Source organism: Agrobacterium sp. CGMCC 11546 (assembly GCF_013365515.1).
In the GTDB taxonomy this organism is placed as follows: Bacteria; Pseudomonadota; Alphaproteobacteria; order Rhizobiales; family Rhizobiaceae; genus Agrobacterium; species Agrobacterium fabrum.
Genome location: NZ_CP047387.1, coordinates 2449695 through 2470288, shown reverse-complemented (window position 1 = coordinate 2470288; position 20594 = coordinate 2449695). Strand labels below are relative to the sequence as shown.

Here is a 20594-nt window from a genome sequence, read left to right as displayed (position 1 = left end):
TTGCACTTTTCATAAGCGTCTATAAACGGTTTATTGGAATGGTTCAAAACAACGGCGAATTGACGCAGACGTGGTTAAAGTGGCCCGAAAGGGTTGACGGTCCCGGTGTCGGAGCGGAAAACGGTCTGGTCAATTCTGGAGCATGGCATGGACTTCGAGGCATTTTTTACGACGGAACTGCAAAGCCTGCATTCTGAGGGACGTTATCGCGTTTTTGCGGATATCGAACGCCAGCAGGGCAATTTTCCCCGCGCGACACGGTACAATGCCAATGGCGATCGCAAGGACGTAACCGTCTGGTGCTCCAACGACTATCTCGGCATGGGCCAGAACCCGAAAGTCATCGAAGCAATGAAAGCCGCCATCGATCACTGTGGCGCGGGTGCGGGAGGCACCCGGAACATTTCTGGCACCAACCATTATCATGTCCTGCTGGAGCAGGAACTCGCCGATCTGCACGGCAAGGAATCAGCCCTGATTTTCACGTCGGGTTATGTTTCCAACTGGGCAACCCTCGGCACGCTCGGCCAGAAAATTCCGGGCCTCATCATCTTCTCCGACGCGCTCAACCACGCATCGATGATCGAGGGCATTCGTTACGGTCGTTGCGAGCGGGTGATCTGGAAACACAACGATCTCGAAGATCTCGAAGCGAAGCTTAAGGCTGCCGATCCCAGTGCGCCGAAGCTGATTGCCTTTGAATCCGTCTATTCTATGGATGGCGATATCGCGCCGATCAGGGAAATCTGCGATCTGGCCGACCGTTACGGCGCCATGACCTATCTCGACGAAGTCCATGCCGTCGGCATGTACGGCCCGCGCGGTGGCGGCATTGCCGAGCGCGAAGGCCTGATGGATCGTCTCACGATCATCGAGGGTACACTTGGCAAAGCCTTCGGCGTGATGGGCGGTTATATCACCGGCTCCACCGCAGTCTGCGATTTCATCCGTTCTTTCGCATCCGGCTTCATCTTCACGACGGCCCTGCCACCGTCGCTTGCCGCCGGCGCTATCGCGTCGATCCAGCATCTGAAGGCTAGCCCCTTTGAGCGCGCGCGTCATCAGGATCGGGTCCGCAAGCTGCGCGGTCTTCTCGATGCCCGCGGCATTCCGCATATGGACAATCCAAGCCACATCGTGCCGGTCATGGTCGGCGATGCCGCCAAGTGCAAGTGGATTTCGGATATCCTGCTCGACAATCACGGCGTCTATGTGCAGCCGATCAATTACCCGACCGTGCCGCGCAAGACAGAGCGCCTGCGTATTACACCGACACCGCTGCACACTGATGCCGATATCGAGCAGCTTGTCGGTGCGCTGCATCAGCTCTGGTCGCATTGCGCACTGGCGCGTGCGGTGGCTTAAGGCAGCCGTTCAGATTGAAGAGGTCAGGGCCGCGTTCACGCGGCCTTTTCTTTTGTGGCGATGAGTTCCAGTGCATGGCGGCGGGCCTCTTCGTCTGCCGAAAAAACGTCGTCCATCGTCTCGGCGGTGCGGCCGTCATGCATACGGTCCATCACCGTTTCAACAATTTCGGCCATGTCGAGAAAACCGATGCCACCAGCGACGAAGGCATGAAAGGCGGTCTCCTCGGCTGCGTTCAGGGCCGCGCCCTGCAAACCGCCGCGCTCCAGCGCCATGCGCGCGAGCCGTAGCGCCGGGAAGCGGGCTTCGTCCGGTGCTTCGAAATCGAGCCGCGCCAGTTTCGCGAAATCCAGGCGCTCGACGCTCAGATTGCCGCGCTCAGGATAGGTGAGGGCATAGGAGATGGCGGTGCGCATGTCGGGAGAGCCGAGCTGCGCGATATAGGAGCCGTCAGTGTAGCCAACCATCGAATGGATGATCGATTGTGGATGGACAATCACGTCCACCTGATCAGGCCTGAGATCGAAGAGATATTTCGCCTCGATCATTTCCAGGCCCTTGTTGAACATAGAGGCACTGCCGATCGAGACCTTCAGCCCCATCGACCAGTTGGGATGGGCGCGGGCGATATCCGCCGTGACGTTGGACATCTCGTCCCGCGACCAGGTGCGGAACGGCCCGCCGGAAGCCGTCAGCACGATGCGTTCCACCGCCTGTTTGTGTTCACCCGTCAGGCACTGGAAGATTGCGCTGTGTTCGCTGTCGACCGGGATCAGCCGGCCGCCGCCCTGTTTGACCGTGCGCAGAAAAACATCGCCCGCCGAAACGAGGCATTCCTTGTTGGCAAGTGCAATATCGGCACCACGCCGGGCGGCCGTCAGTGTCGGGGCGAGGCCGGGGGTGCCGGCAATCGCGGCCATCACCCAGCCGGCATCCATCGAGGCTGCCTCTTCAAGGCCGGCTATGCCCGCCGCGACCTTGATGCCGGTGCCTGCCAGCGCCGATTTCAGCGCTTCATATTTATCATCGTCCGCAGTGACCGCGAGCTGCGCGCCAAATTCCCGCGCCTGTTCGGCCAGAAGCGCGATGTTTCCCGCGCCGGTCAGCGCCATGATCTCGAACCCGTCGCGGCCACCCAGCTGACGCACTACATCCAGAGTATTGGTACCGATCGAACCCGTCGAACCCAATATGGTCAGCTTGCGTGGCACTTCACTGGCATTCGTCATCTTCAGCCCGTCGGTTTTATTTGGCAGATTTAGGCTCTACTCGCGAAAACCCGCCATAACAAGGACAAAGCCCAGGCTATTGTTTTTGTGAGGCGCAAAGCCATATGCAAGAAAAAGACAAGAGGATGTTGATGCGACGTTTCGTGGTTTCCAGCGGCTGGATTTTTGCGGCAAGCCTTGTGCTGGTTCTGGTCTTCATTCCTTTCGATCCGCGCCTTTCCGAAACCGCGCAGGCACTGCCGGGCCGAATAGTCACCTTCAATCGCGCGATTACCGATTTCGGAACCTTCCGTTGGATGCTTTACTCCACGGGCGCGCTCGCCATTCTTGCTTATGTTGCCGCGCGTGTCCTGCAGGCGCAGACCTATGGCGGGCGGCTGAGAACGGCGTGGCGGCTTCTCGCTTATTTTTTCCTGACGATCGGCACGGCGAGTATTCTCGTCCATACGCTGAAATTCCTGATCGGGCGGGCGCGGCCGGAGCTTTTTCTGGAAATGGGCGCCTACAGCCTCACGCCTTTTACCGGCGACAATCTTTATGAGAGTTTCCCTTCAGGCCATTCGACGGCTGCCGGGGCGTTTTTCGGTGTTTTCGCCATGCTGATGCCGCGCTTCCGCTGGGCGTTCCTGCTGCTTGCGCTCGTGATCGGCGTTTCGCGTGTCATCGTCGGTGCGCATTATCCAAGCGATGTCGCAGCCGGGCTGCTGCTCGGCCTGTGGACGGCCATGGCCTTCGCCTTTATCTTTGCCCGGTTCGAAATGCTGTTCCGTTTCGACGCACAGGGCTGGCCGCAGCCGAAGAATGCAAGCCCTCCGGCGGCTGAAATAAGATAAAGACATTTAACGGGACGGGATGGGGCGAGGGTGATGGAAGACGCGAAAGCCGGGCATGAAAAGGACGGCAGAGCCGTTCAGAACATCCGCACCTGTGTTGCCGTGGCCGGTGGCGGACCGGCAGGCATGATGCTCGGCCTGCTGCTCGCCCGCAGCGGTATCGATGTTGTCGTCGTCGAGAAACACGGGGATTTTCTGCGCGATTTTCGTGGCGACACCATCCATCCTTCCACGCTTGAACTGATGGAACAGCTCGGTTTCATCGAGGAGTTCTTAAGCCTTCCGCATACACGCGCGCCGCGGCTGAACGCGGTTATCGGTGGCGAGCGTGTGACGATTGCGGATTTTTCCCGCCTGCCCGTCCGGCACCGTTTCATCGCCTTCATGCCGCAATGGGATTTTCTCAATTTCATCGTCGGCAAGGCAGGGCAATATGAAAATTTCCGCCTGCTGATGAATGCGCCGGTCACCGGCCTTATCGAACGGGACGGGCGCGTCGGCGGCCTCACCGTCGAAACGCCTGACGGCGTCTTCGAGATCGCTGCCGATCTGGTGGTCGGTGCGGATGGCCGCAACTCCATCGTTCGCGAGGCGGCAGGGCTCGAGGTCCAGCGCTTCGGCATCCCGACGGAGGTGCTGTGGCTGCGCCTTTCGAAACAGCCTGACGATCCGACCGAAACCATGGGGCATGCTGGTTCGCGACAGGGTTTCGTGATGATCAACCGGGGTGACTACTGGCAATGCGGTTATGTGGTGCGCAAGGGATTTTTCGCGGACATAAAGCTGGAGGGGATCGAAGCCTTCCGGGACAGGGTCGCGGAAATCTGCCCTTTCCCACGCGAAAGGCTCGATGAAATCAAGAGCTGGGACGATGTGCATCTCCTGACCGTTCGTATCGACCGTCTGAAGCGCTGGTGGAAACCCGGCCTGATCTGCATCGGCGATGCGGCCCATGCCATGTCGCCCGTCGGCGGCGTAGGCGTCAATCTGGCCATTCAGGATGCGGTTGCCGCCGCCAATATATTGGTGCCGGTGCTGGTGTCCGGCCGGGCCATTCGTGACGAGGACCTCGCCGCAATCGAAAAGCGACGGTCCTTCCCGACAAAAGCCACGCAGTTTCTGCAGCGGCTGATGCGTATCGGTCGCAAGAAAGGGCAAGAGGAAAGAGCGGAAAAGCCCAAAGGCCCGCCTGCCTTCGTGCGGGCGATCATTCGATTTCCGCTTCTTTCCCATCTGACTGGCCGGCTGGTGGGGTTGGGTTTCCGACGGGAAAAGATCGAGACGCTGTGAGGGTCGTCAGGACGGGCGGGCGATCTCCTGCGCATATTTCAACCCGATAACGGCTGACCCGATCAGACCCGGCTCGATGCGGCAGATGGCGGGCACGACCAGTGGACGGTTGAAGCGCCGGAGAATGCGGCTCCTGACTGCTTCATCCAATGCAGCGAGAAGCTCCCGCGAGTTCGAAAGCCCGCCGCCCACCGGCACAATGGTCGCGCCGGTAACATTGATCACCATCGCCAGCGGCGAGGCGAGAATATCGATGAGGACATCGATGGTTCTGGCGGCTTTTGCGTCGCCCGCCTGCCAGGCGGCGATAATATCCTCGCTGGTCATCTCCTGCCGGTGCAGGTGCGCATGCAGTTTTTCCATGCCTCGCGCGCTGCCGATGGCGTCGACACAGCCGGTGAGGCCACAGCCGCATTCGAAGCGGGGCAGCGAGACCGGCGGATTGCCGGCTGATGTCGCGGCCACGGGACCATGGCCCCATTCGCCGGCAAAACCGCCATGGCTGTTGATGAGCTTGCCATCGATCACCAGCCCGCCGCCGACACCGGTTCCAAGGATGACGCCGAAAACCACGCGGTGGCCCTGACCCGAGCCGATTTCCGATTCGGCGATCACGAAGCAATCCGCGTCATTGGACACGATGACGGGAAGGTTGAGGGCTTTTTCCAACTCGTCCTTCAAGACCCGGCCATGAATGCTCGGAATATTGGCAACGGTGGCCTTGCCGGTGTCGGGATCGATGACCCCGGCAATCGACAACGAAACGCAACCGGGCGTGCCGCCGCTCGCATCGATGACGGATTTGAGGCCGGCGGCGAAGTCTTCGAAACTGGTTTTCGGCGTTGGTATGCGTGGCACGGGGCGAATGTCGTCCGGGGCATGGGCAATCGCGCCCTTGATGGTCGTTCCGCCAATATCGAAACAAACGATCATGGTTCACACTCCGGAATGCACGGCATCGTAGGTTTTTTCTCCGCCAATCCAGGTCGAATGCATCTGGAGGCCGGGCGTCAGCACAACAAAATCGGCATCGAAGCCGGGCAGGAGTTTTCCCTTGCCCGATGCGCCGACGGCCTGTGCAGGATAGGCGGATGCCATTCTCAAAGCTTCCTCCAACGGCGTGTCCAGCTTTTCATACATGAAGCGGACGCAGGAGAGCATGTCGATATCCGCCCCAGCCAGCGTGCCGTCTTCAAGTGTCAGTCGGCCGCCATTGCGATAGACGCGTCTGCCATTAAGTTCGAAACCATCGTCATCCGTGCCGATGGTCGACATGGCGTCGGTGACGAGGAAAATCCGGCCCGGGCTATTCTTGGCGCGTAGCGCAATGCCGATGGCGGCGGGATCGACATGAAATCCGTCAGCGATTAGCCCGCAATCCAGCCCGCCATTCGAAAGGGCGGCGCCAACCAGACCCGGTTCGCGATGGCCAAGCGGGCTCATGGCGTTAAAAAGATGTGTCACCATGGAAGCGCCGGCCTCGATATAGGCCGTCGCAACATCAAGGCCGGTATCGGTATGGCCGAGACTGACCACGATGCCGGCTTTTCTCAGCGCTGCGACCTGTTCCTCGGTGACGTTCTCAGGGGCAATGGTCGTCATCACGAAGGCCAGTTCCGCCTTGCAGCCGATCAGAACGGCAAGATCGGCCGTCTCCATCTTGCGGATAAGTGCCGGATCATGTGTCCCCTTGCGTGCGACGGAAAGATGCGGTCCTTCGAAATGCAGGCCCAGAAAGCCCGGCACCTGCGTCTTGCCGGCGGCAATACCGGCCTGCGCTGCTTTCGAGGTTACATCCGGTCGGTCGGTAATGAGCGTGACCATCAGCGCCGTTGTGCCGAACCTGGCGTGAGCGGAACAGATGCGGGCAATGCCTTCGACATTCGGCTGGTTGTTGAACATCACCCCGCCGCCGCCATTGACCTGGAGATCGATGAATCCAGGCGCGATCAGCAGTCCCTTCACATCGATCATCTCGGCTTCGGCTGGCACGCTATCTGAGATGGCAGCAACATGCCCGTCACCGACCACGAGCACTCTGCCCTCGTGCCATGCGGCGCCGTCGAAAATGCGGGCGCCAACAAATGCCTTGATGCCGCTCATTGGGTTTCCGTTACCTTCTTCAATGCCACGGGTGCATCCGGGTTGAAGCCGCGTGCGCGGGATAATTGTTCGATAAAGCCGTAAAACGGCGCAATCAGCAGCAATGCATCGGTCAGCGGGTGGTTGGTCTCCACGAAGGGCAGGGGCTTGGCCGGGCTGCCCTTTGTGGAGGTGACGAAAACATTCGCACCTTTATTGGCAAGGCTTGCGGCGATATCCGTGACCGACGTCTCGGCACGGTCGCGGGCGGCAAAGGCGATGACGGGGAATTGCGGCGCCACCAGCGAGACCGGGCCATGCATGACCTCGGCCGAGGAATAGGCTTCGGCATGCAGCTCGCAGGTTTCCTTGCATTTCAGCGCAGCTTCTGCGGCAATGGCGAGCGCCGGACCGCGGCCCAGCATGTAAAGCGATTCTTCGCCCTTCACCGCCTCGCCGATGTGGCTCCAATCGAGCGCGATGGCCTTGGCGAAATTCTGCGGCAGGGCGCTGACGGCCCTGGCAAGCAGGCTGTCTTCCGTCCATTCGGCAAGGATAGCCAGACCGGCAACGATGGAATTGACGAAGGATTTGGTCGCTGCAACCGCCTTTTCCGGCCCCGCCTGGATATTGATGGCGTGGTCGGCCGCCTCACCCAGGGGGGATGGCAGGGTGTTGACGAGCGAGAAGGTGAGCGCGCCGCCCTTGCGGGCGCTTTGTGCGAGGGCAACGATGTCAGGGCTCTTGCCGGATTGCGAGACGGCGAAGGCTGCTGCCCGTTCCAGCCGCAGTTTCGTCTGATAGATGGAGGCGAGGGAAGGCCCGAGCGAGGCGACCGGCAGACCGGTCTGCAATTCGATGGCATATTTCAGAAAATGTGCGGCATGATCGGAGGAGCCGCGGGCAATGGTAACGACGACTGCCGGGTCACGGGCCTTCAACTTGCTGCCGGCCTCCAGGAAGTCGGTCTTGGCATTGTCCAGCAGGCGGGCGACAGCATCGGGAATCTCATCGATTTCCTGGCGCATCAGGGTTGTCATCGTTTCATGTCCTTGATCAATGTTTTACTCTGGACCCATCGTCAGTTCGGCGACAAGGTCGTAGGCATCACTGCGGTAAAGCGCGAGGGATATTTCCATGAGGCGCCCGCTTTCGAGATAGGCCATGCGCTGAACGGAAAGCGCTGCCGAGCCCAGCGGGACCCCAAGCAGAAGGGTTTCCTCATCCGTGAGATTGCGGGCCGAGATGCGCTGAATGGCGCGCACGGGGCGAATGCCGCTCTTTTCAAGCTCCAGATAAAGCGAATTTTCGACGAGTTGCGGATCGGGCAGAATATCCCCCGGCAGGCTGGTGACTTCCAGCGCGATCGGCTGGTCATTGGCAAGACGCAGGCGCGTGAGCCGTGCCACCATGGCGGACTGGGAAAGGCCGAGTGTCATCATCTCATCGCCGGTGGGGTGGAAAAGACCCCTGTCCAGCCATTGGGTGCTTGCCGTCATGCCGCGCCGGCGCATGTCCTCGGTAAAGGAGGTGAGCTTGGTCAGCGGCTGTTGCATGCGGGTGATGGGCTTGACGACAAAGGTGCCCGAACCATGCCGGCGAACGAGAAGGCCGTCGCGGACGAGATCATCCACCGCCTTGCGCACCGTGACGCGGCTGACGCAGGCGCTTTCGGCAATGTCGCGTTCCGGCGGCAGGGCGTCGCCATGCTTCAGGCGGCCGCCATTGATGGCGTCTTCGATCGTCTGGCGCAATTTCAGGTACAGCGGACCGCCGCCTGATTGCAGGTCCTCCAGATTAAGCGCTGCCCCGTTCATCCATAACCTCTGTCACAATCCGATATGGCTGCTTCTGGCTATACCACAGAAGACGCGATCGGCAATACCAAAATAGAACCATTAGCGAACTTGTATGATTAATCGGAGCTTTTTTCGTTCAAATGCCTTAAATTAAGGCCTTGTGATCGAAATATCCGCATTAACCAAAAAAATTTTCCCATTGCCGTAATTGCTCTAGACGATTGGCATTTTTTTGGTATTGTTTTGGCATCGGTTGCCGGTGAATAGCTGTTGCGCGTCCCGCTGGCCTGGAAGAATCGGTATCTTATCCGCGACTTGCCAGAGTAAATCGAATTTTGCTTGACCGTTCTGAAAACTAATTTCATCATGGTCAGAAATTATCGCAGATAACTGAATAACCAGCACAGAAATGGTTGCTTCTGCGAAAATTATTTACGAGTGAGCAGGGAACAAAGTTCATGAAGGTGGGAATTATCGGACTCGGATTCCGTCTCGGTTATCTGGGCTACGTTTTTCACGAGATCGACAAGGATTTCGAGATCGTCGGTTATGTCGATCCTCATCCGGCAGGTCTGCCGGGTTTGCAGGAAAAGGGCATTTCTGCCGGCAAGGTCTATGACAGCCCGGAAGCGCTGATCGCCGGCGAAAAATTCGATCTCCTGATGATCGGCTCGCCGAACCACATGCATCTGGAGCATATCCGCATCGGGCTTGAAGCGGGTTGCACCATTTTTTCTGAAAAACCCATCGTCGTCAGCATCGAGGAAAGCCTCGAGCTCGCCCGGTTGCTCAACAAGCACGGCCATGAGCGGCTGCTGGTCGGCCTCGTCCTGCGTTATTCGCCGCTTTACCGCGATCTGCGCGCCGCGCAGGCTGAAGGCAAGCTGGGTGAGGTCGTCTCCATCGAGGCTTCCGAACATATTCCGCCCTATCATGGCGCATTCTTCATGCGCGACTGGCGGCGTTACGAGAATTATTCCGGCTCCTTCATGCTGGAAAAATGCTGCCACGATCTCGATCTCTATAATGGCGTGGTTGGTGCCCGGCCGCGTTTCGTGTCGAGCTTCGGCGGGCGCAAGAGCTTCACGCCGGCGAACGCGCCGCAGAATGACGGCATCAACGACATGGAGGTCTACCATCGCAAGCCGAGCGGCTGGATGGGCTCCGACAAGGTCTTCGACAGCGATGGTGACATCATCGATTACCAGACGGCAATCGTCGAATATGAAAATGGCGCGTCGCTCGCCTTCCATACCAATCTCAACGTTCCCGACGATTTCCGCCGTTTCTGCGTCATCGGTGCAAAGGGCATGGCCGAGGGCGATTTCGTGCGCGGTTTCCTGAACGTTCACAATGCCCGCACCAATGAAAAAACCGTCGCCAAGACCTATTCTGCGGCAACCACGCTCTCGCAGCATTATGGCGCGGATGAGCAGATGGCCGAGGATGTGATCGCCCATATCGTCAGGGCTGCGCCCTTGCCAGTTTCCGCGCTCGACGCGATCGAGGCCGGCATTCTGGCGCTTGCCATGGATGAAGCGCGCCATGGCCGCAAGGTGGTCGATCTCAAACCGGTGTGGGAGGAGTACGATCTTGCGCTGCACGGTCAGCCTAAATCCCCCGCCGTGAAATCGGCTTGAGGAGGGCTGCGTAATGGATGCAAAACGCAGCGCAGTCATCTTCGCCTGGTTTCTTCTTCTACCGGCGCTTTTCTACATCACACTGATCGTCGCCTATCCGCTCGTCGACACATTCATCCTGTCTTTCACCGATGCGTCGCTTAAAAAAGTGACGAATTGGGTCGGCTTCATCAATTACGAGAAAATCTTCAACGCGACTTTTGCCGATGTCATCACGCGGACCTTTGTCTGGACGTTCTTTTCCGTCTCGATAAAGATGATCATCGGCACATTTGGTGCAGTGCTGTTGAACTCCGCCGTTCCCGGCCGTGCGCTGTTTCGCATCCTGACCATGCCGCCATGGATCGTGCCGATGGCTATCGGCATCTTCATGTGGGGCTGGATGTATAACGGCCAGTTCGGCATGATTTCCGGGGTGCTGCAGAATCTCGGCCTGGTGGACGGCCCGGTTGCTTTTCTTGCCTATGGCAGGACCGCCTTCTGGGCGACGATCGTCACCGATGTGTGGATCGGCGTGCCGATGGTGACGCTTTATCTTTTGGCCGCAATCCAGTCCATTCCGCAGGATCTCTACGAGGCAGCGTGGACGGACGGTGCCAGCCGCTCCTATCGCTTCCGTCGTATCACGCTGCCGCTGATGCTGCCGGCCATGATCACCATGTCGGTCCTATCACTGATTTCGACGTTCAATTCCTTCGATATCATCTGGATCCTCACGCGTGGTGGTCCGAACGGCGAAACCACAACGATGATCATCGACACCTACAAGACGGCGATAGGCGCTTATAAATATGGTGAAGGTGCAGCGCGCGCGGTACTCATCTGCATCTTCCTGTCGATCTTCACCTTCTTCTATTTCCGCATCACCCGCCGTTTCTCGCAGGAGGCCACGCGATGACCGACAGACATGCGAGGATCAACCGCTACACCTGGTATGAAATGGTCGGAATCTATTGCGGTATCGCCGTGTTCCTGGCCTTCGTGCTGGCGCCCTTCGTCGAAGGCTTTCTGGTGTCGCTGAAGCCGCTCAGCCTGCTGTTTTCTTCACCCTACAGGTTCTGGCCGGAGAACGGTTCCTTCGAGGCCTACCGGACGATGTGGGTGAGCGTGCCGGGTTTCGCGCTTTATATTTTCAATTCGTTCTTCATTGCGGGTTCGATCACCCTGATCGTGCTTGTGCTCGTCATTCCCGCCTCTTATGCCTTCGCGCGTTTCGAGTTCAGGGGAGCCGGCCTGTTACTCGGAATATTCCTGGCGGTGAAGATGTTCTCCGGCGCAGTGCTGCTCATCCCGCTGTTTCGGTTGATGCGGTCCATCGGGGTGCTGAACACCTATTTCGCGATGATCATTCCCGGTGTCGCTTTCATCATCCCCACCGGCATCCTGCTTCTCGTGACCTATATGCGCCGTATCCCGCGGGAGTTGGAGGAAGCGGCCTATGTGGATGGGGCGAGCAGGCTCTATACGCTTCGCAGGGTAGTTTTGCCGATCGCAACCCCGGGCATTGCCGTTGTCGCGATCTCCTCCTTCATCGAGGCCTATGCGCAGCAATTCATCTACGCGCTGACCTTCAACTCAAAGACGGAATACATGCCACTGCCGGTGGGGCTCTTTGCCTATTTCGGCCGGCAGGAGGTCGTCTGGAACGAACTGATGGCGGCGAGCTTCGTGGGCATCGCACCGGCGATGATCGCGATCTTCCTGATGCAACGATATCTCGTCGGCGGGCTGACCGCCGGCGCGGTGAAATAAGCAATAACCGGAACGACTACCAAAACGGGAGACTAAATATGGCACTGAAACATTACGGATTGGCGCTCTGCGCTTTCGCATTTGCCGGTTCCACCGCCCTTGGCACGGTGGTGGCACATGCCGCCGACAAGGAGATCAGCTGGATCTATTGCGGCGACAAGATGGACCCCATCCATGAAAAATACATCAAGGAATGGGAAGGCAAGAACGCAGGCTGGAAAGTCGTGCCTGAGGTTGTCGGCTGGGAGCAATGCCAGGACAAGGCCACCACGCTTGCAGCCGCCGGCACGCCGGTTTCCATGGCCTATGTCGGTTCGCGCACGCTGAAGCAGTTCGCGCAGAACGATCTGATCGTTCCGGTGCCGATGACCGAAGACGAAAAGAAAACCTATTACCCCAACATCGTCGACACGGTCACCTTCGAGGACACGCAATGGGGTGTGCCGGTCGCTTTCTCGACCAAGGCGCTCTACTGGAACAAGGACCTGTTCAAGCAGGCCGGTCTCGATCCGGAAACACCGCCGAAGACCTGGGCTGAAGAGATCGCCTTTGCCAAGCAGATCAAGGAAAAGACCGGTATCGCCGGTTACGGCCTGCCCGCCAAGACCTTCGACAACACCATGCACCAGTTCATGCACTGGGTTTACACCAATAACGGCAAAGTCATCGATGGTGACAAGATCACCGTCGACAGCCCGCAGGTTCTTGCAGCCCTGAAGGCCTACAAAGACATCACGCCTTACTCCGTTGAAGGTCCGACGGCCTATGAGCAGAATGAAATCCGCGCCATCTTCCTCGATGGCAAGGTCGGCATGATTCAGGCCGGTTCGGGTGCTGCAACCCGTCTGCAGGCAACGAAGATCAACTGGGGCATCGCAACCCTGCCGCTTGGCCCTGAAGCCAAGGGTCCCGGCACGCTGCTCATCACCGACAGCCTCGCCATCTTCAAGGGAACCGGCGTGGAAGAAAAGGCGACCGAATTCGCCAAGTTCATCACCTCTCCCGGCCCGCAGGGCGAATACGAGTTGCAGGGCGGCGCTGGTCTCACCCCGCTTCGTCCGTCGCCGAAGGTTGATGAGTTCATCGCCAAGGATCCCTTCTGGAAGCCGCTGATCGACGGTATCGCCTACGGTGGTCCCGAGCCGCTCTTCACCGACTACAAGGGCTTCCAGGACGTGATGATCGAGATGGTGCAGTCTGTCGTGACCGGCAAGGCAACACCGGAAGATGCCGCAAAGAAGGCATCCGCCGCTCTCGAGCAGTACAAATAATTCCTCATGAATACGGATGCGGGCGCAAGGCCGCCCGCATCCGGTCAATTTCGCCGCGGGAATTCCTGCGCTCTTTCTGGCGCTCCCTCCCGTGTCTTTCAACGGTTCCGATCCGGTGTGGTTTTGTACCTGTTTCGGACCATCTCTGAACGTGGCCGGATGTCGGCCACTGACGGGAGAGGCAAGTCTTGGGTCAGCTTTATCTCAACAACGTCCGCAAGAACTATGGACATTTCGAAGTCATCAAGGGCGTTCAGCTCGACATCAGGGATGGCGAGTTCGTCGTTTTTGTCGGCCCTTCGGGATGCGGCAAATCCACATTGCTGCGCATGATCGCCGGCCTTGAGGAGATTTCCGCCGGTGACGTCGTCATAAACGGCGTGAAGGTCAATGAGTTGCCGCCGGTCAAGCGCGGCATCGCCATGGTGTTCCAGTCCTATGCGCTTTATCCGCATATGACGGTTTTTGAAAACATCGCATTTCCCCTGCGTGTCGAGAAGATGGCGGAGGAAAAGATCAAGCAGAAGGTCGAGGGTGTCGCGAAGATTCTCCAGCTCGACCAGCGTCTGCAGCAGCGCCCCGGCAATTTGTCCGGCGGCCAGCGCCAGCGCGTGGCGATCGGCCGGGCCATCGTTCGCGAGCCGAAGATATTCCTGTTCGACGAGCCGCTTTCGAACCTCGATGCGGCGCTTCGCGCCGATATGCGCATCGAATTGACCAATCTTCACAAGACGCTGAAAGCGACGATGATCTATGTCACCCATGATCAGGTGGAAGCCATGACCATGGCCGACCGTATCGTGGTGTTGAATGCCGGTGAAATCGCCCAGGTCGGCGCGCCGCTCGAGCTTTACCACAAGCCAGCGAACCTGTTCGTGGCGGGCTTCATTGGCAATCCGAAAATGAATTTCCTGAAGGTCACCTGCAAATCGGTCAGCGCCGAGGGCGTGACGGTGGCCTATGAGGACCAGACGATCACCGTGCCGGTGGAGCCTCGTGCCGGTCTTGAGGGCAAGCAGCTGACGCTCGGCATTCGTCCGGAACATACCGGTCTCGAAGCAGCCGATCTCAACATCAAGGTCGCGCCGAGCGTTATCGAGCGCCTTGGGGTGAATACCATTGCTTATGGGGTCGCCCCGACGGGTGAGAATTATTGCGCTCTGCTTCCCGGCTCCGCGCCTGTCGTCGTGGATGAGCCGATCGTCACCGGCATCAAGGCTTCGGATTGCCATCTGTTCGATGAAAGCGGCATTGCTCTCGATCGTCGAGTCGACCTGTCAGTCCTCAAGCTGATTCAATAGGAACGGAGCCGGGCCATGCATTCTGTCGTTTTATGCCCGGCTTTTCCTGATGCGATCCGTTTTCGGCGCTTTTTGTCCGTCGTCCCGAGGCGAAAAGACAACGCCGGGCTTTTGGCCCGGCGTTCAAGGTTCTCTTGCGTGCCGGCTCGATCACGGCATGGGGTTGGGCATGTAGCCGGTAAAGCCGCTGATCTTCCAGCGGCCCTGATGCAGCCGGCAATAATAGAGTGTTTGCCATTTCATGGCGTCGAAGCTGCCGTCGGCCTTGCGAAGCCCGCCGTCGAACTTCTTGCGAACCAGCGCGGTCTCGCCTTCCAGTTCGATTTCTTCCAGCGTGGTGGTGGTGAAGATCGCATGGCGCGGGTCTTCGGAAAATTGCTGGGTCTGGAAATCCTTCGCCTGTTTCAGCCATTCGTCGCGATAGGCGGCGAGCGAGGGGAAGGACAGGCGCCAGTTGTCCGGGTTTGCATCGCGATTGGCATTGATACCGAGGAAACCGTCCTCGACGAAATCATCCGCGACCTTCGACCAGTCGGCAGCGAGGAAGGCATCGATATCGCGCGTCACCAGCATCTCCCAGATGGAATGGCGGGCGGTGTCGGTTTCGGGAAAGGGGTTTTTGAAGGGATCACGCATGGCCTGGGTCCGTTGTTGAAATTATTTTCAAGATTTGGAGATTTCTCTGGTGAATATTGTTGGCATATGCTCATCTCGCAATCAACAGAGAAAATGATTTTCAAATCAAAGGCATCCGTCATGTCGTCGAGGGGACGAAACATGGTCGATTCGTGGGTCTATGCGGTTGACGGGCGCGCTTTATTAGGGTGCATCGGCAAAGGGGCCAAGCATTAAGTTTTGGCGGAACGGAGACCGGTGAGCATGGATATTTTCGCAAGGATACAGGACGACAAGGGGCAGTTCTCGCAGTCAGAACGGCGGATTGCCGATATTCTGGTTTCGGACTTCGAATTCGCCGTCAATGCGTCTATTATCGAGCTTGCAGCCCGCGCAGAAGTCTCGCCGCCGACGGTGACGCGGTTCTGCCGTCGTCTCGGTTGCCAGAGCTTTTCGGACTTCAAGGTCAGCCTTGCCAAGACGGCCTATGTGGGTGTCCGGTATCTCACATCAGAGCCTTCCAGCACCGGCCCTTCCGATGTCGCGGAAGAGGTGTTGGCAAAGGCGCAGGAAGCGCTGTTCCTGCTGCACAAAACACTCGATCCCGCGCTCGCCGATGAAGCGGCGGTCAAGATTGCCAATAGCGGCATGATCTATGCCTTCGGCGCGGGCGGCAATTCCTCGATGATCGCTTCGGAAATCCAGAACCGGCTGTTTCGGCTGGGTTTGCGTGTTTCGACCAGCGCCGATCACAGCATGCAGCTGATGATGACGGCAGCGGCGCGCAAGGAAGACGTGATTATCGGTTCGTCCTTTTCCGGTCGCAACATGGAACTGGTGAAGTGTTTCCGACTGGCGCGCGAAATGGGGGTCACCACCATCGCACTTACCCAGAGCGACACGCCGGTCGCCGCCGCGGCCGATATGGTGGTGGCCGTTAATGTGCCCGAAGGGAACAATATCTTCCGCCCGACTTCGTCCCGTTACGCCTATCTGGCCGCCGTCGATATTCTTGCGACGCTCGCTGCCTATCAGCAGCGGCAGAGATCGATGGTGACGCTGCGTCACATCAAGCAGCAGCTGGTGGAGCATCGTGACCCGGACGACAAGCAATTGCTCGGTGACTGAGGGCGAGAAAAAAATACAGGCAGTTTCGCCGGAGACCCCTGTGGTGGGTCGGAAAGTTTCAAGGGAGTTGTAAAGGTGATGAACGACAGGAAAGACCAGCTCGCCATCGTAACCGGTGCGGCAGGGGATATTGGCCGGGCGATTGCTGCGGCACTTTCTGAAAGCCATAAAAAGGTGGTGCTGGTCGATATCGATGCCGACGCCCTGTCCGATGCGCTTTACAAGCTTTCCGGTCCGGGCTTCGTTGCCAAGACCTGTGATGTCACCGATCCGCAGGATCTTGAGCGGCTGGCCGCCGAGGTCGCGGAACTGGGCGAAGTCGCCACCCTCGTCAATAATGCCGGTGCGGCACGGGCCGTCAGCCTGCACGACACAACGGCTGAAATCTGGCGCAAGGACAATGCGCTCAATCTGGAAGCGCCGTTTCTCTGCTTCAGGGCTTTCGAGGAGGCGTTGAAGCGCACCGAAGGCTCTGTCATCAATATCACATCCGTCAATGGCATGGCTGTGTTCGGCCATCCGGCCTATAGCGCGGCAAAGGCCGGGTTGATCCATCTGACCAAGCTGATCGCCGTCGAATACGGCAAATTCGGTATTCGTTCCAATGCCGTCGCGCCGGGCACCGTGCGCACGCAGGCATGGGAGGCGCGCGCTGCCACCAATCCCCAGGTCTTCGAGGAAGCCAAGCACTGGTATCCGCTGCAGCGGATCGTCAGACCCGAGGATGTGGCCAATGCGGTTGCTTTTCTCGCCGGCCCGCAGGCTGCCGCCATCAGCGGCGTGTGCCTGCCGGTTGATTGTGGGCTGACGGCGGGGCAGGCGCCGCTCGCCCGGACATTTTCGCAATCCGAACACTACTGACCGAAGCCCTCTAACGGGTTCAATGCGCAATAAAGGGGAGCATCATGGCGCTCGCACAGTATCGTCTCGAAAATTCATGGCATCCGCTCGCTGAGTCGGCATCCGGCGGTTTCACCTTCACGCTGGTCAATCTATCCCACGAACCGCTGAAGGATTTTCGCATCGTTTATACGTCGCTCACGCGCACTGTGGACAAGCCGGTGTGCGGCAACGCCATCTATCTGCGTCGCAACGCCAATTTCCATGAATTTGCACCCCCATCCGGTTTCGTGCTGGAGCCGGGCAAATCCTGGCGCTTCACCGTCGATGGCCTGTTGAGACCTGCCCGGCATCGCACGGACGGTGCAAAATCCGCCTATGTCAGCCTTGCCGATGGCACACATCGCGCCGTGGATGTGGGTGACCTGATGCTGGATGGGCGCCACAGCGAGCCGGCGCCGGTGCTGCTTCCCGAAGGCAAGCTCGATCTGCCCTTCGCCATCCAGCCCTGGCCAGCTGAAATCGATGCCGAACCGGGTGAAGGCTTTCCCGTAGCACTTTTCCCGATGGAGGACGCCAGGGCGGAGGAAGTGCTTGCGGTGGAAACAGTGCTGTCGCTGTTCCGCAGGCTCTTTGCCGTCGGGCATGTGCCTTTCAGCCTTGCGCCGGTGCATGAGGGAAAACCGCTGCGTTTCAAGCAGCATAGCGGGCTCGAAGCGGAAGGTTACCGCATCGCTTTTTCCAACGAAGCCGTCACCGTGGAATATTCCGCCGCTGCCGGCCTGCAATATGGCCTGACGGTTCTGGCGCAGCTGCTGCATGGCGCTCGCATCGATCCGAAATTCCGTTTCCCGGCCTCCGGCACTATCAGCGATGCGCCGCGGTATAGCTGGCGCGGCTGCCATCTCGATGTTTCGCGGCAATTCTATCCGACAGGCGATGTCCTGCGGCTCATCGATATTCTCGCATGGCTGCGCATGAACCGCTTCCATTGGCACCTGACGGATGACGAAGCGTGGCGTCTGGAAATAAAGGCCTATCCGCTGCTCACTACCATCGGCGCGACGCGTGGCCCGGATGCACCGCTTCTACCGCAGCTCGGCAATGGCGCGGAACCGGTTTCCGGTTATTACACGCAGGATGACGTGCGTCTGGTCGTGGCGCATGCGGCGGCGTTGAATGTCGAAATCGTGCCGGAGGTGGATATTCCCGGTCACAGCACCGCGGCTCTTGTTGCCTATCCGGAGCTGACGGACGGGCAGGAAGCGCCGGACAGCTATCGCTCGGTGCAGGGATATCCCAATAACGCGCTCAACCCGGCCATCGAGCCGACCTATGAGTTCCTCGGCAAGATTTTCGACGAGATGGTGGAGCTGTTCCCGTCGCGGCTCATCCATATCGGCGGCGACGAGGTTGCGGATGGCTCGTGGCTCGCCTCGCCACTGGCCAAGGCGCTGATGGAAAAAGAGGGGCTGGACGGCACCTTCGGTATCCAGTCCTATTTCATGAAACGCATTCAGGGGATGCTGCATGAGCGCGGCCGCCAGCTTGCCGGCTGGGACGAGGTGTCCCATGGTGGCGGCGTCGATCCCGCTGGAACATTGCTGATGGCATGGCAGAAGCCAGAAGTCGGGCTTGAGCTTGCAAGGCAGGGGTATGACGTGGTTATGACGCCGGGTCAGGCCTATTATCTCGACATGGTGCAGGACGAAGCCTGGCAGGAGCCCGGCGCAAGCTGGGCCGGCACGGTTCCGCCGTCGCATACCTATGCTTATGAGGCGGTCGGCGATTTCCCTGACGAATTGAAGGAGCGGATGAAGGGTGTTCAGGCCTGTATCTGGTCCGAACATTTTCTCAACCGTGCCTATTTCAACCATCTGGTTTTCCCAAGGCTGCCGGCCATTGCCGAGGCGGCATGGACGCCAAAGGCGCAGAAGGACTGGCTGCGGTTTTCCGCTATCGTTCCCTTGAACCCGGTTTATTGAGGGGAAGGCGAGATGCGTATTGCCGTTGGTGGAATCCATACCGAATGCAGCACCTATTCCCCTGTTCTGATGGGGCAGGAGGATTTTCGCGTCTTTCGGGGCTTGGTGCTTCTGGAGGCCGAATATTTCAATTTCCTCGGGGAAGGCGGAGCGGAGGTATTGCCGCTTCTGCACGCCCGCGCCGTGCCGGGTGGCCCGGTGTCACGTGCGGCCTATGACGCATTCAAGCAGGAGTTTCTCGAACGCCTGAAGGCCTCGTTGCCGCTGGACGGGCTTTATCTCGCCATGCATGGTGCGATGAATGTCGAGGGCATGGATGATGCGGAAGGCGACTGGATTTCCAGTGCCCGCGCCGTGGTCGGGCCGGATGTCGTGGTTTCTGCTAGCTACGACCTGCACGGTAATGTCAGCCAGACCATCATCGACCAGCTGGATATATTTGCCGGCTACCGAACTGCGCCGCATATCGATGTGCGTGAGACGATGGTGCGGGCTTGGATGATGCTGCTGAAGGCCTTAAAAACGGGAGAAAAGCCCGGCGTGGCCTGGGCGAAAATTCCCGTTCTGCTGCCGGGTGAAAAGACCTCCACGGAAGACGAGCCTGCCAAAAGCCTCTATGCCGTTCTGCCGGATCACGATGCGCGGCCCGGCATATGGGATGCAAATTTCATGATCGGTTACGTCTGGGCCGATGAACCTCGGGCAACCGCTTGTGCGGTGGTGACGGGAACCGACAAAGCCGCCGCGAAAGCGGTTGCCAACGAGATCGCGCAATCCTACTGGAATGCGCGGCAGGATTTTCGTTTCGGGCCTGTGACGGAGCCGCTCGACGCCATCATGGATATTGCGGAGAAAACGACTAGCCGGCCGATCATTCTCGCCGACTCCGGCGACAACCCGACTGGCGGCGGGGTGGGTGACCGCGCCGATGTTCTTTCGGCGCTGATTGAGCGTAATTGGCAGGGCGCTCTTCTGGGCGGCATCACCGACCGGCCTGCTGTCGAGGCCTGCTTTGCGGCAGGCGAGGGCGCACACCTTTCCCTGAAGATAGGCGGCAGTCTCGATCCGCAAAGCCCGTCCGTCACCGTCGAAGCTCAGGTTTTGAAATTGGACGACCCCGGTGCTGCCGATCAGCAGCAGGCGGTGGTCGCCATCGACGGCATCACGGTCATTCTGGCGGCGCGACGCCGGCCCTATCACATGATTTCGGATTTCACCCGTCTGGGCTTCGATCCAAAAGAGGTCAGGCTGCTGGTCGTCAAGTCAGGTTATCTTTCGCCGGAGCTTGCGCCCATCGCCAACCCCAATCTCATGGCGCTGACGGAAGGGGTTATCAATCAGGATATCGAAAACCTTCCCAATCATCGCCGGTCCGGCGATTTTTACCCTTGGAAGCCGGATTTCGACTATACACCCGAACCCATCCTTTCGACCCGCTGGCAATGACAGCGGTTCGGTAGTTTT

The 20594-nt window shown here is 58.9% G+C and carries 18 protein-coding genes; 12 read left to right on the top strand and 6 right to left on the bottom strand.

Annotated features, from left to right (window positions below):
* The first annotated feature begins 147 nt into the window (after nt 1–147).
* Entirely contained in the window at nt 148–1365 is a 1218-nt protein-coding gene (hemA, locus tag GSF67_RS12270) for a 5-aminolevulinate synthase (protein ID WP_006310757.1), read from the top strand.
* 35 nt (nt 1366–1400) lie between these two features.
* Here hemA and dxr read toward each other — a convergent pair whose 3' ends face one another.
* A complete protein-coding gene (dxr, locus tag GSF67_RS12265) occupies nt 1401–2594 on the bottom strand; it encodes a 1-deoxy-D-xylulose-5-phosphate reductoisomerase (protein ID WP_006310756.1) in 1194 nt (397 codons plus the stop codon).
* A 131-nt stretch (nt 2595–2725) separates the two neighbouring features.
* Between dxr and GSF67_RS12260 the strand changes: the two genes are divergently transcribed.
* Both GSF67_RS12260 and GSF67_RS12255 read left to right on the top strand, forming a co-directional pair.
* Nucleotides 2726–3427 carry a phosphatase PAP2 family protein gene (locus tag GSF67_RS12260; RefSeq protein WP_035214722.1) on the top strand — a complete coding sequence of 234 codons (702 nt, stop codon included), beginning with the start codon at nt 2726–2728 and terminating at the stop codon, nt 3425–3427.
* Nucleotides 3428–3460: 33 nt separating this feature from the next.
* Nucleotides 3461–4717, top strand: coding sequence for an FAD-dependent oxidoreductase (locus GSF67_RS12255; protein ID WP_006310754.1), 1257 nt, complete (start codon nt 3461–3463; stop codon nt 4715–4717).
* Nucleotides 4718–4723: 6 nt separating this feature from the next.
* Here GSF67_RS12255 and GSF67_RS12250 read toward each other — a convergent pair whose 3' ends face one another.
* The 4 genes from GSF67_RS12250 to GSF67_RS12235 are packed head-to-tail and all read right to left on the bottom strand — an operon-like array spanning nt 4724 to nt 8616.
* Nucleotides 4724–5650, bottom strand: coding sequence for an ROK family protein (locus GSF67_RS12250; RefSeq protein ID WP_006310753.1), 927 nt, complete (start codon nt 5648–5650; stop codon nt 4724–4726).
* Between the two features lie 3 nt (nt 5651–5653).
* Nucleotides 5654–6820, bottom strand: a complete 1167-nt coding sequence (gene nagA / locus GSF67_RS12245; RefSeq protein ID WP_006310752.1) for an N-acetylglucosamine-6-phosphate deacetylase — start codon at nt 6818–6820, stop codon at nt 5654–5656.
* Nucleotides 6817–7839: an SIS domain-containing protein gene (locus GSF67_RS12240; RefSeq protein WP_006310751.1), complete on the bottom strand. Its 1023-nt coding sequence runs from the start codon at nt 7837–7839 to the stop codon at nt 6817–6819. The genes nagA and GSF67_RS12240 overlap by 4 nt, the downstream gene beginning before the upstream one ends.
* Before the next feature lie 24 nt (nt 7840–7863).
* A complete protein-coding gene (locus GSF67_RS12235; protein ID WP_006310750.1) occupies nt 7864–8616 on the bottom strand; it encodes a GntR family transcriptional regulator in 753 nt (250 codons plus the stop codon).
* Between the two features lie 440 nt (nt 8617–9056).
* On the opposite strand from GSF67_RS12235, the gene GSF67_RS12230 reads away from it, so the two are divergent.
* From GSF67_RS12230 to GSF67_RS12210, 5 genes are all read left to right on the top strand, one after another.
* The gene (locus GSF67_RS12230; protein ID WP_006310749.1) at nt 9057–10238 is read left to right on the top strand and encodes a Gfo/Idh/MocA family protein; all 1182 of its coding nucleotides are present in this window, start codon (nt 9057–9059) and stop codon (nt 10236–10238) included.
* A gap of 13 nt (nt 10239–10251) precedes the next feature.
* A complete protein-coding gene (locus tag GSF67_RS12225) occupies nt 10252–11136 on the top strand; it encodes a carbohydrate ABC transporter permease (RefSeq protein WP_006310748.1) in 885 nt (294 codons plus the stop codon).
* Nucleotides 11133–11990, top strand: coding sequence for a carbohydrate ABC transporter permease (locus GSF67_RS12220; protein ID WP_006310747.1), 858 nt, complete (start codon nt 11133–11135; stop codon nt 11988–11990). Before GSF67_RS12225 ends, GSF67_RS12220 begins: the two co-directional genes overlap by 4 nt.
* A gap of 38 nt (nt 11991–12028) precedes the next feature.
* Complete coding sequence (locus GSF67_RS12215; RefSeq protein WP_006310746.1) at nt 12029–13261, top strand: extracellular solute-binding protein; 1233 nt, start codon at nt 12029–12031, stop codon at nt 13259–13261.
* Nucleotides 13262–13449: 188 nt separating this feature from the next.
* Nucleotides 13450–14562 carry an ABC transporter ATP-binding protein gene (locus GSF67_RS12210; RefSeq protein WP_006310745.1) on the top strand — a complete coding sequence of 371 codons (1113 nt, stop codon included), beginning with the start codon at nt 13450–13452 and terminating at the stop codon, nt 14560–14562.
* A 150-nt stretch (nt 14563–14712) separates the two neighbouring features.
* On the opposite strand, the gene GSF67_RS12205 is transcribed toward GSF67_RS12210, so the two are convergent.
* Complete coding sequence (locus GSF67_RS12205) at nt 14713–15198, bottom strand: hypothetical protein (RefSeq protein ID WP_006310743.1); 486 nt, start codon at nt 15196–15198, stop codon at nt 14713–14715.
* 243 nt (nt 15199–15441) lie between these two features.
* Between GSF67_RS12205 and GSF67_RS12200 the strand changes: the two genes are divergently transcribed.
* The 4 genes from GSF67_RS12200 to GSF67_RS12185 all read left to right on the top strand — a co-directional run bounded on the left by GSF67_RS12200 (nt 15442) and on the right by GSF67_RS12185 (nt 20576).
* A complete protein-coding gene (locus GSF67_RS12200) occupies nt 15442–16305 on the top strand; it encodes a MurR/RpiR family transcriptional regulator (protein ID WP_006310742.1) in 864 nt (287 codons plus the stop codon).
* Nucleotides 16306–16383: 78 nt separating this feature from the next.
* Nucleotides 16384–17166, top strand: coding sequence for an SDR family oxidoreductase (locus tag GSF67_RS12195; RefSeq protein WP_006310741.1), 783 nt, complete (start codon nt 16384–16386; stop codon nt 17164–17166).
* Nucleotides 17167–17210: 44 nt separating this feature from the next.
* Entirely contained in the window at nt 17211–19130 is a 1920-nt protein-coding gene (locus GSF67_RS12190; RefSeq protein WP_006310740.1) for a beta-N-acetylhexosaminidase, read from the top strand.
* A 12-nt stretch (nt 19131–19142) separates the two neighbouring features.
* On the top strand, nt 19143–20576 hold the full coding sequence (locus GSF67_RS12185) for a M81 family metallopeptidase (RefSeq protein WP_006310739.1): 1434 nt from the start codon (nt 19143–19145) through the stop codon (nt 20574–20576).
* Nucleotides 20577–20594 lie beyond the last annotated feature (18 nt).

Excerpts from the sequence above, each read along its gene's own strand:
- hemA (WP_006310757.1), top strand. The coding sequence starts at position 148 with ATGGACTTCGAGGCATTTTTTACGACGGAACTGCAAAGCCTGCATTCT.
- dxr (WP_006310756.1), bottom strand. The coding sequence starts at position 2,594 with ATGACGAATGCCAGTGAAGTGCCACGCAAGCTGACCATATTGGGTTCG.
- GSF67_RS12260 (WP_035214722.1), top strand. The coding sequence starts at position 2,726 with ATGCGACGTTTCGTGGTTTCCAGCGGCTGGATTTTTGCGGCAAGCCTT.
- GSF67_RS12255 (WP_006310754.1), top strand. The coding sequence starts at position 3,461 with ATGGAAGACGCGAAAGCCGGGCATGAAAAGGACGGCAGAGCCGTTCAG.
- GSF67_RS12250 (WP_006310753.1), bottom strand. The coding sequence starts at position 5,650 with ATGATCGTTTGTTTCGATATTGGCGGAACGACCATCAAGGGCGCGATT.
- nagA (WP_006310752.1), bottom strand. The coding sequence starts at position 6,820 with ATGAGCGGCATCAAGGCATTTGTTGGCGCCCGCATTTTCGACGGCGCC.
- GSF67_RS12240 (WP_006310751.1), bottom strand. The coding sequence starts at position 7,839 with ATGACAACCCTGATGCGCCAGGAAATCGATGAGATTCCCGATGCTGTC.
- GSF67_RS12235 (WP_006310750.1), bottom strand. The coding sequence starts at position 8,616 with ATGAACGGGGCAGCGCTTAATCTGGAGGACCTGCAATCAGGCGGCGGT.
- GSF67_RS12230 (WP_006310749.1), top strand. The coding sequence starts at position 9,057 with ATGAAGGTGGGAATTATCGGACTCGGATTCCGTCTCGGTTATCTGGGC.
- GSF67_RS12225 (WP_006310748.1), top strand. The coding sequence starts at position 10,252 with ATGGATGCAAAACGCAGCGCAGTCATCTTCGCCTGGTTTCTTCTTCTA.
- GSF67_RS12220 (WP_006310747.1), top strand. The coding sequence starts at position 11,133 with ATGACCGACAGACATGCGAGGATCAACCGCTACACCTGGTATGAAATG.
- GSF67_RS12215 (WP_006310746.1), top strand. The coding sequence starts at position 12,029 with ATGGCACTGAAACATTACGGATTGGCGCTCTGCGCTTTCGCATTTGCC.
- GSF67_RS12205 (WP_006310743.1), bottom strand. The coding sequence starts at position 15,198 with ATGCGTGATCCCTTCAAAAACCCCTTTCCCGAAACCGACACCGCCCGC.
- GSF67_RS12200 (WP_006310742.1), top strand. The coding sequence starts at position 15,442 with ATGGATATTTTCGCAAGGATACAGGACGACAAGGGGCAGTTCTCGCAG.
- GSF67_RS12195 (WP_006310741.1), top strand. The coding sequence starts at position 16,384 with ATGAACGACAGGAAAGACCAGCTCGCCATCGTAACCGGTGCGGCAGGG.
- GSF67_RS12190 (WP_006310740.1), top strand. The coding sequence starts at position 17,211 with ATGGCGCTCGCACAGTATCGTCTCGAAAATTCATGGCATCCGCTCGCT.
- GSF67_RS12185 (WP_006310739.1), top strand. The coding sequence starts at position 19,143 with ATGCGTATTGCCGTTGGTGGAATCCATACCGAATGCAGCACCTATTCC.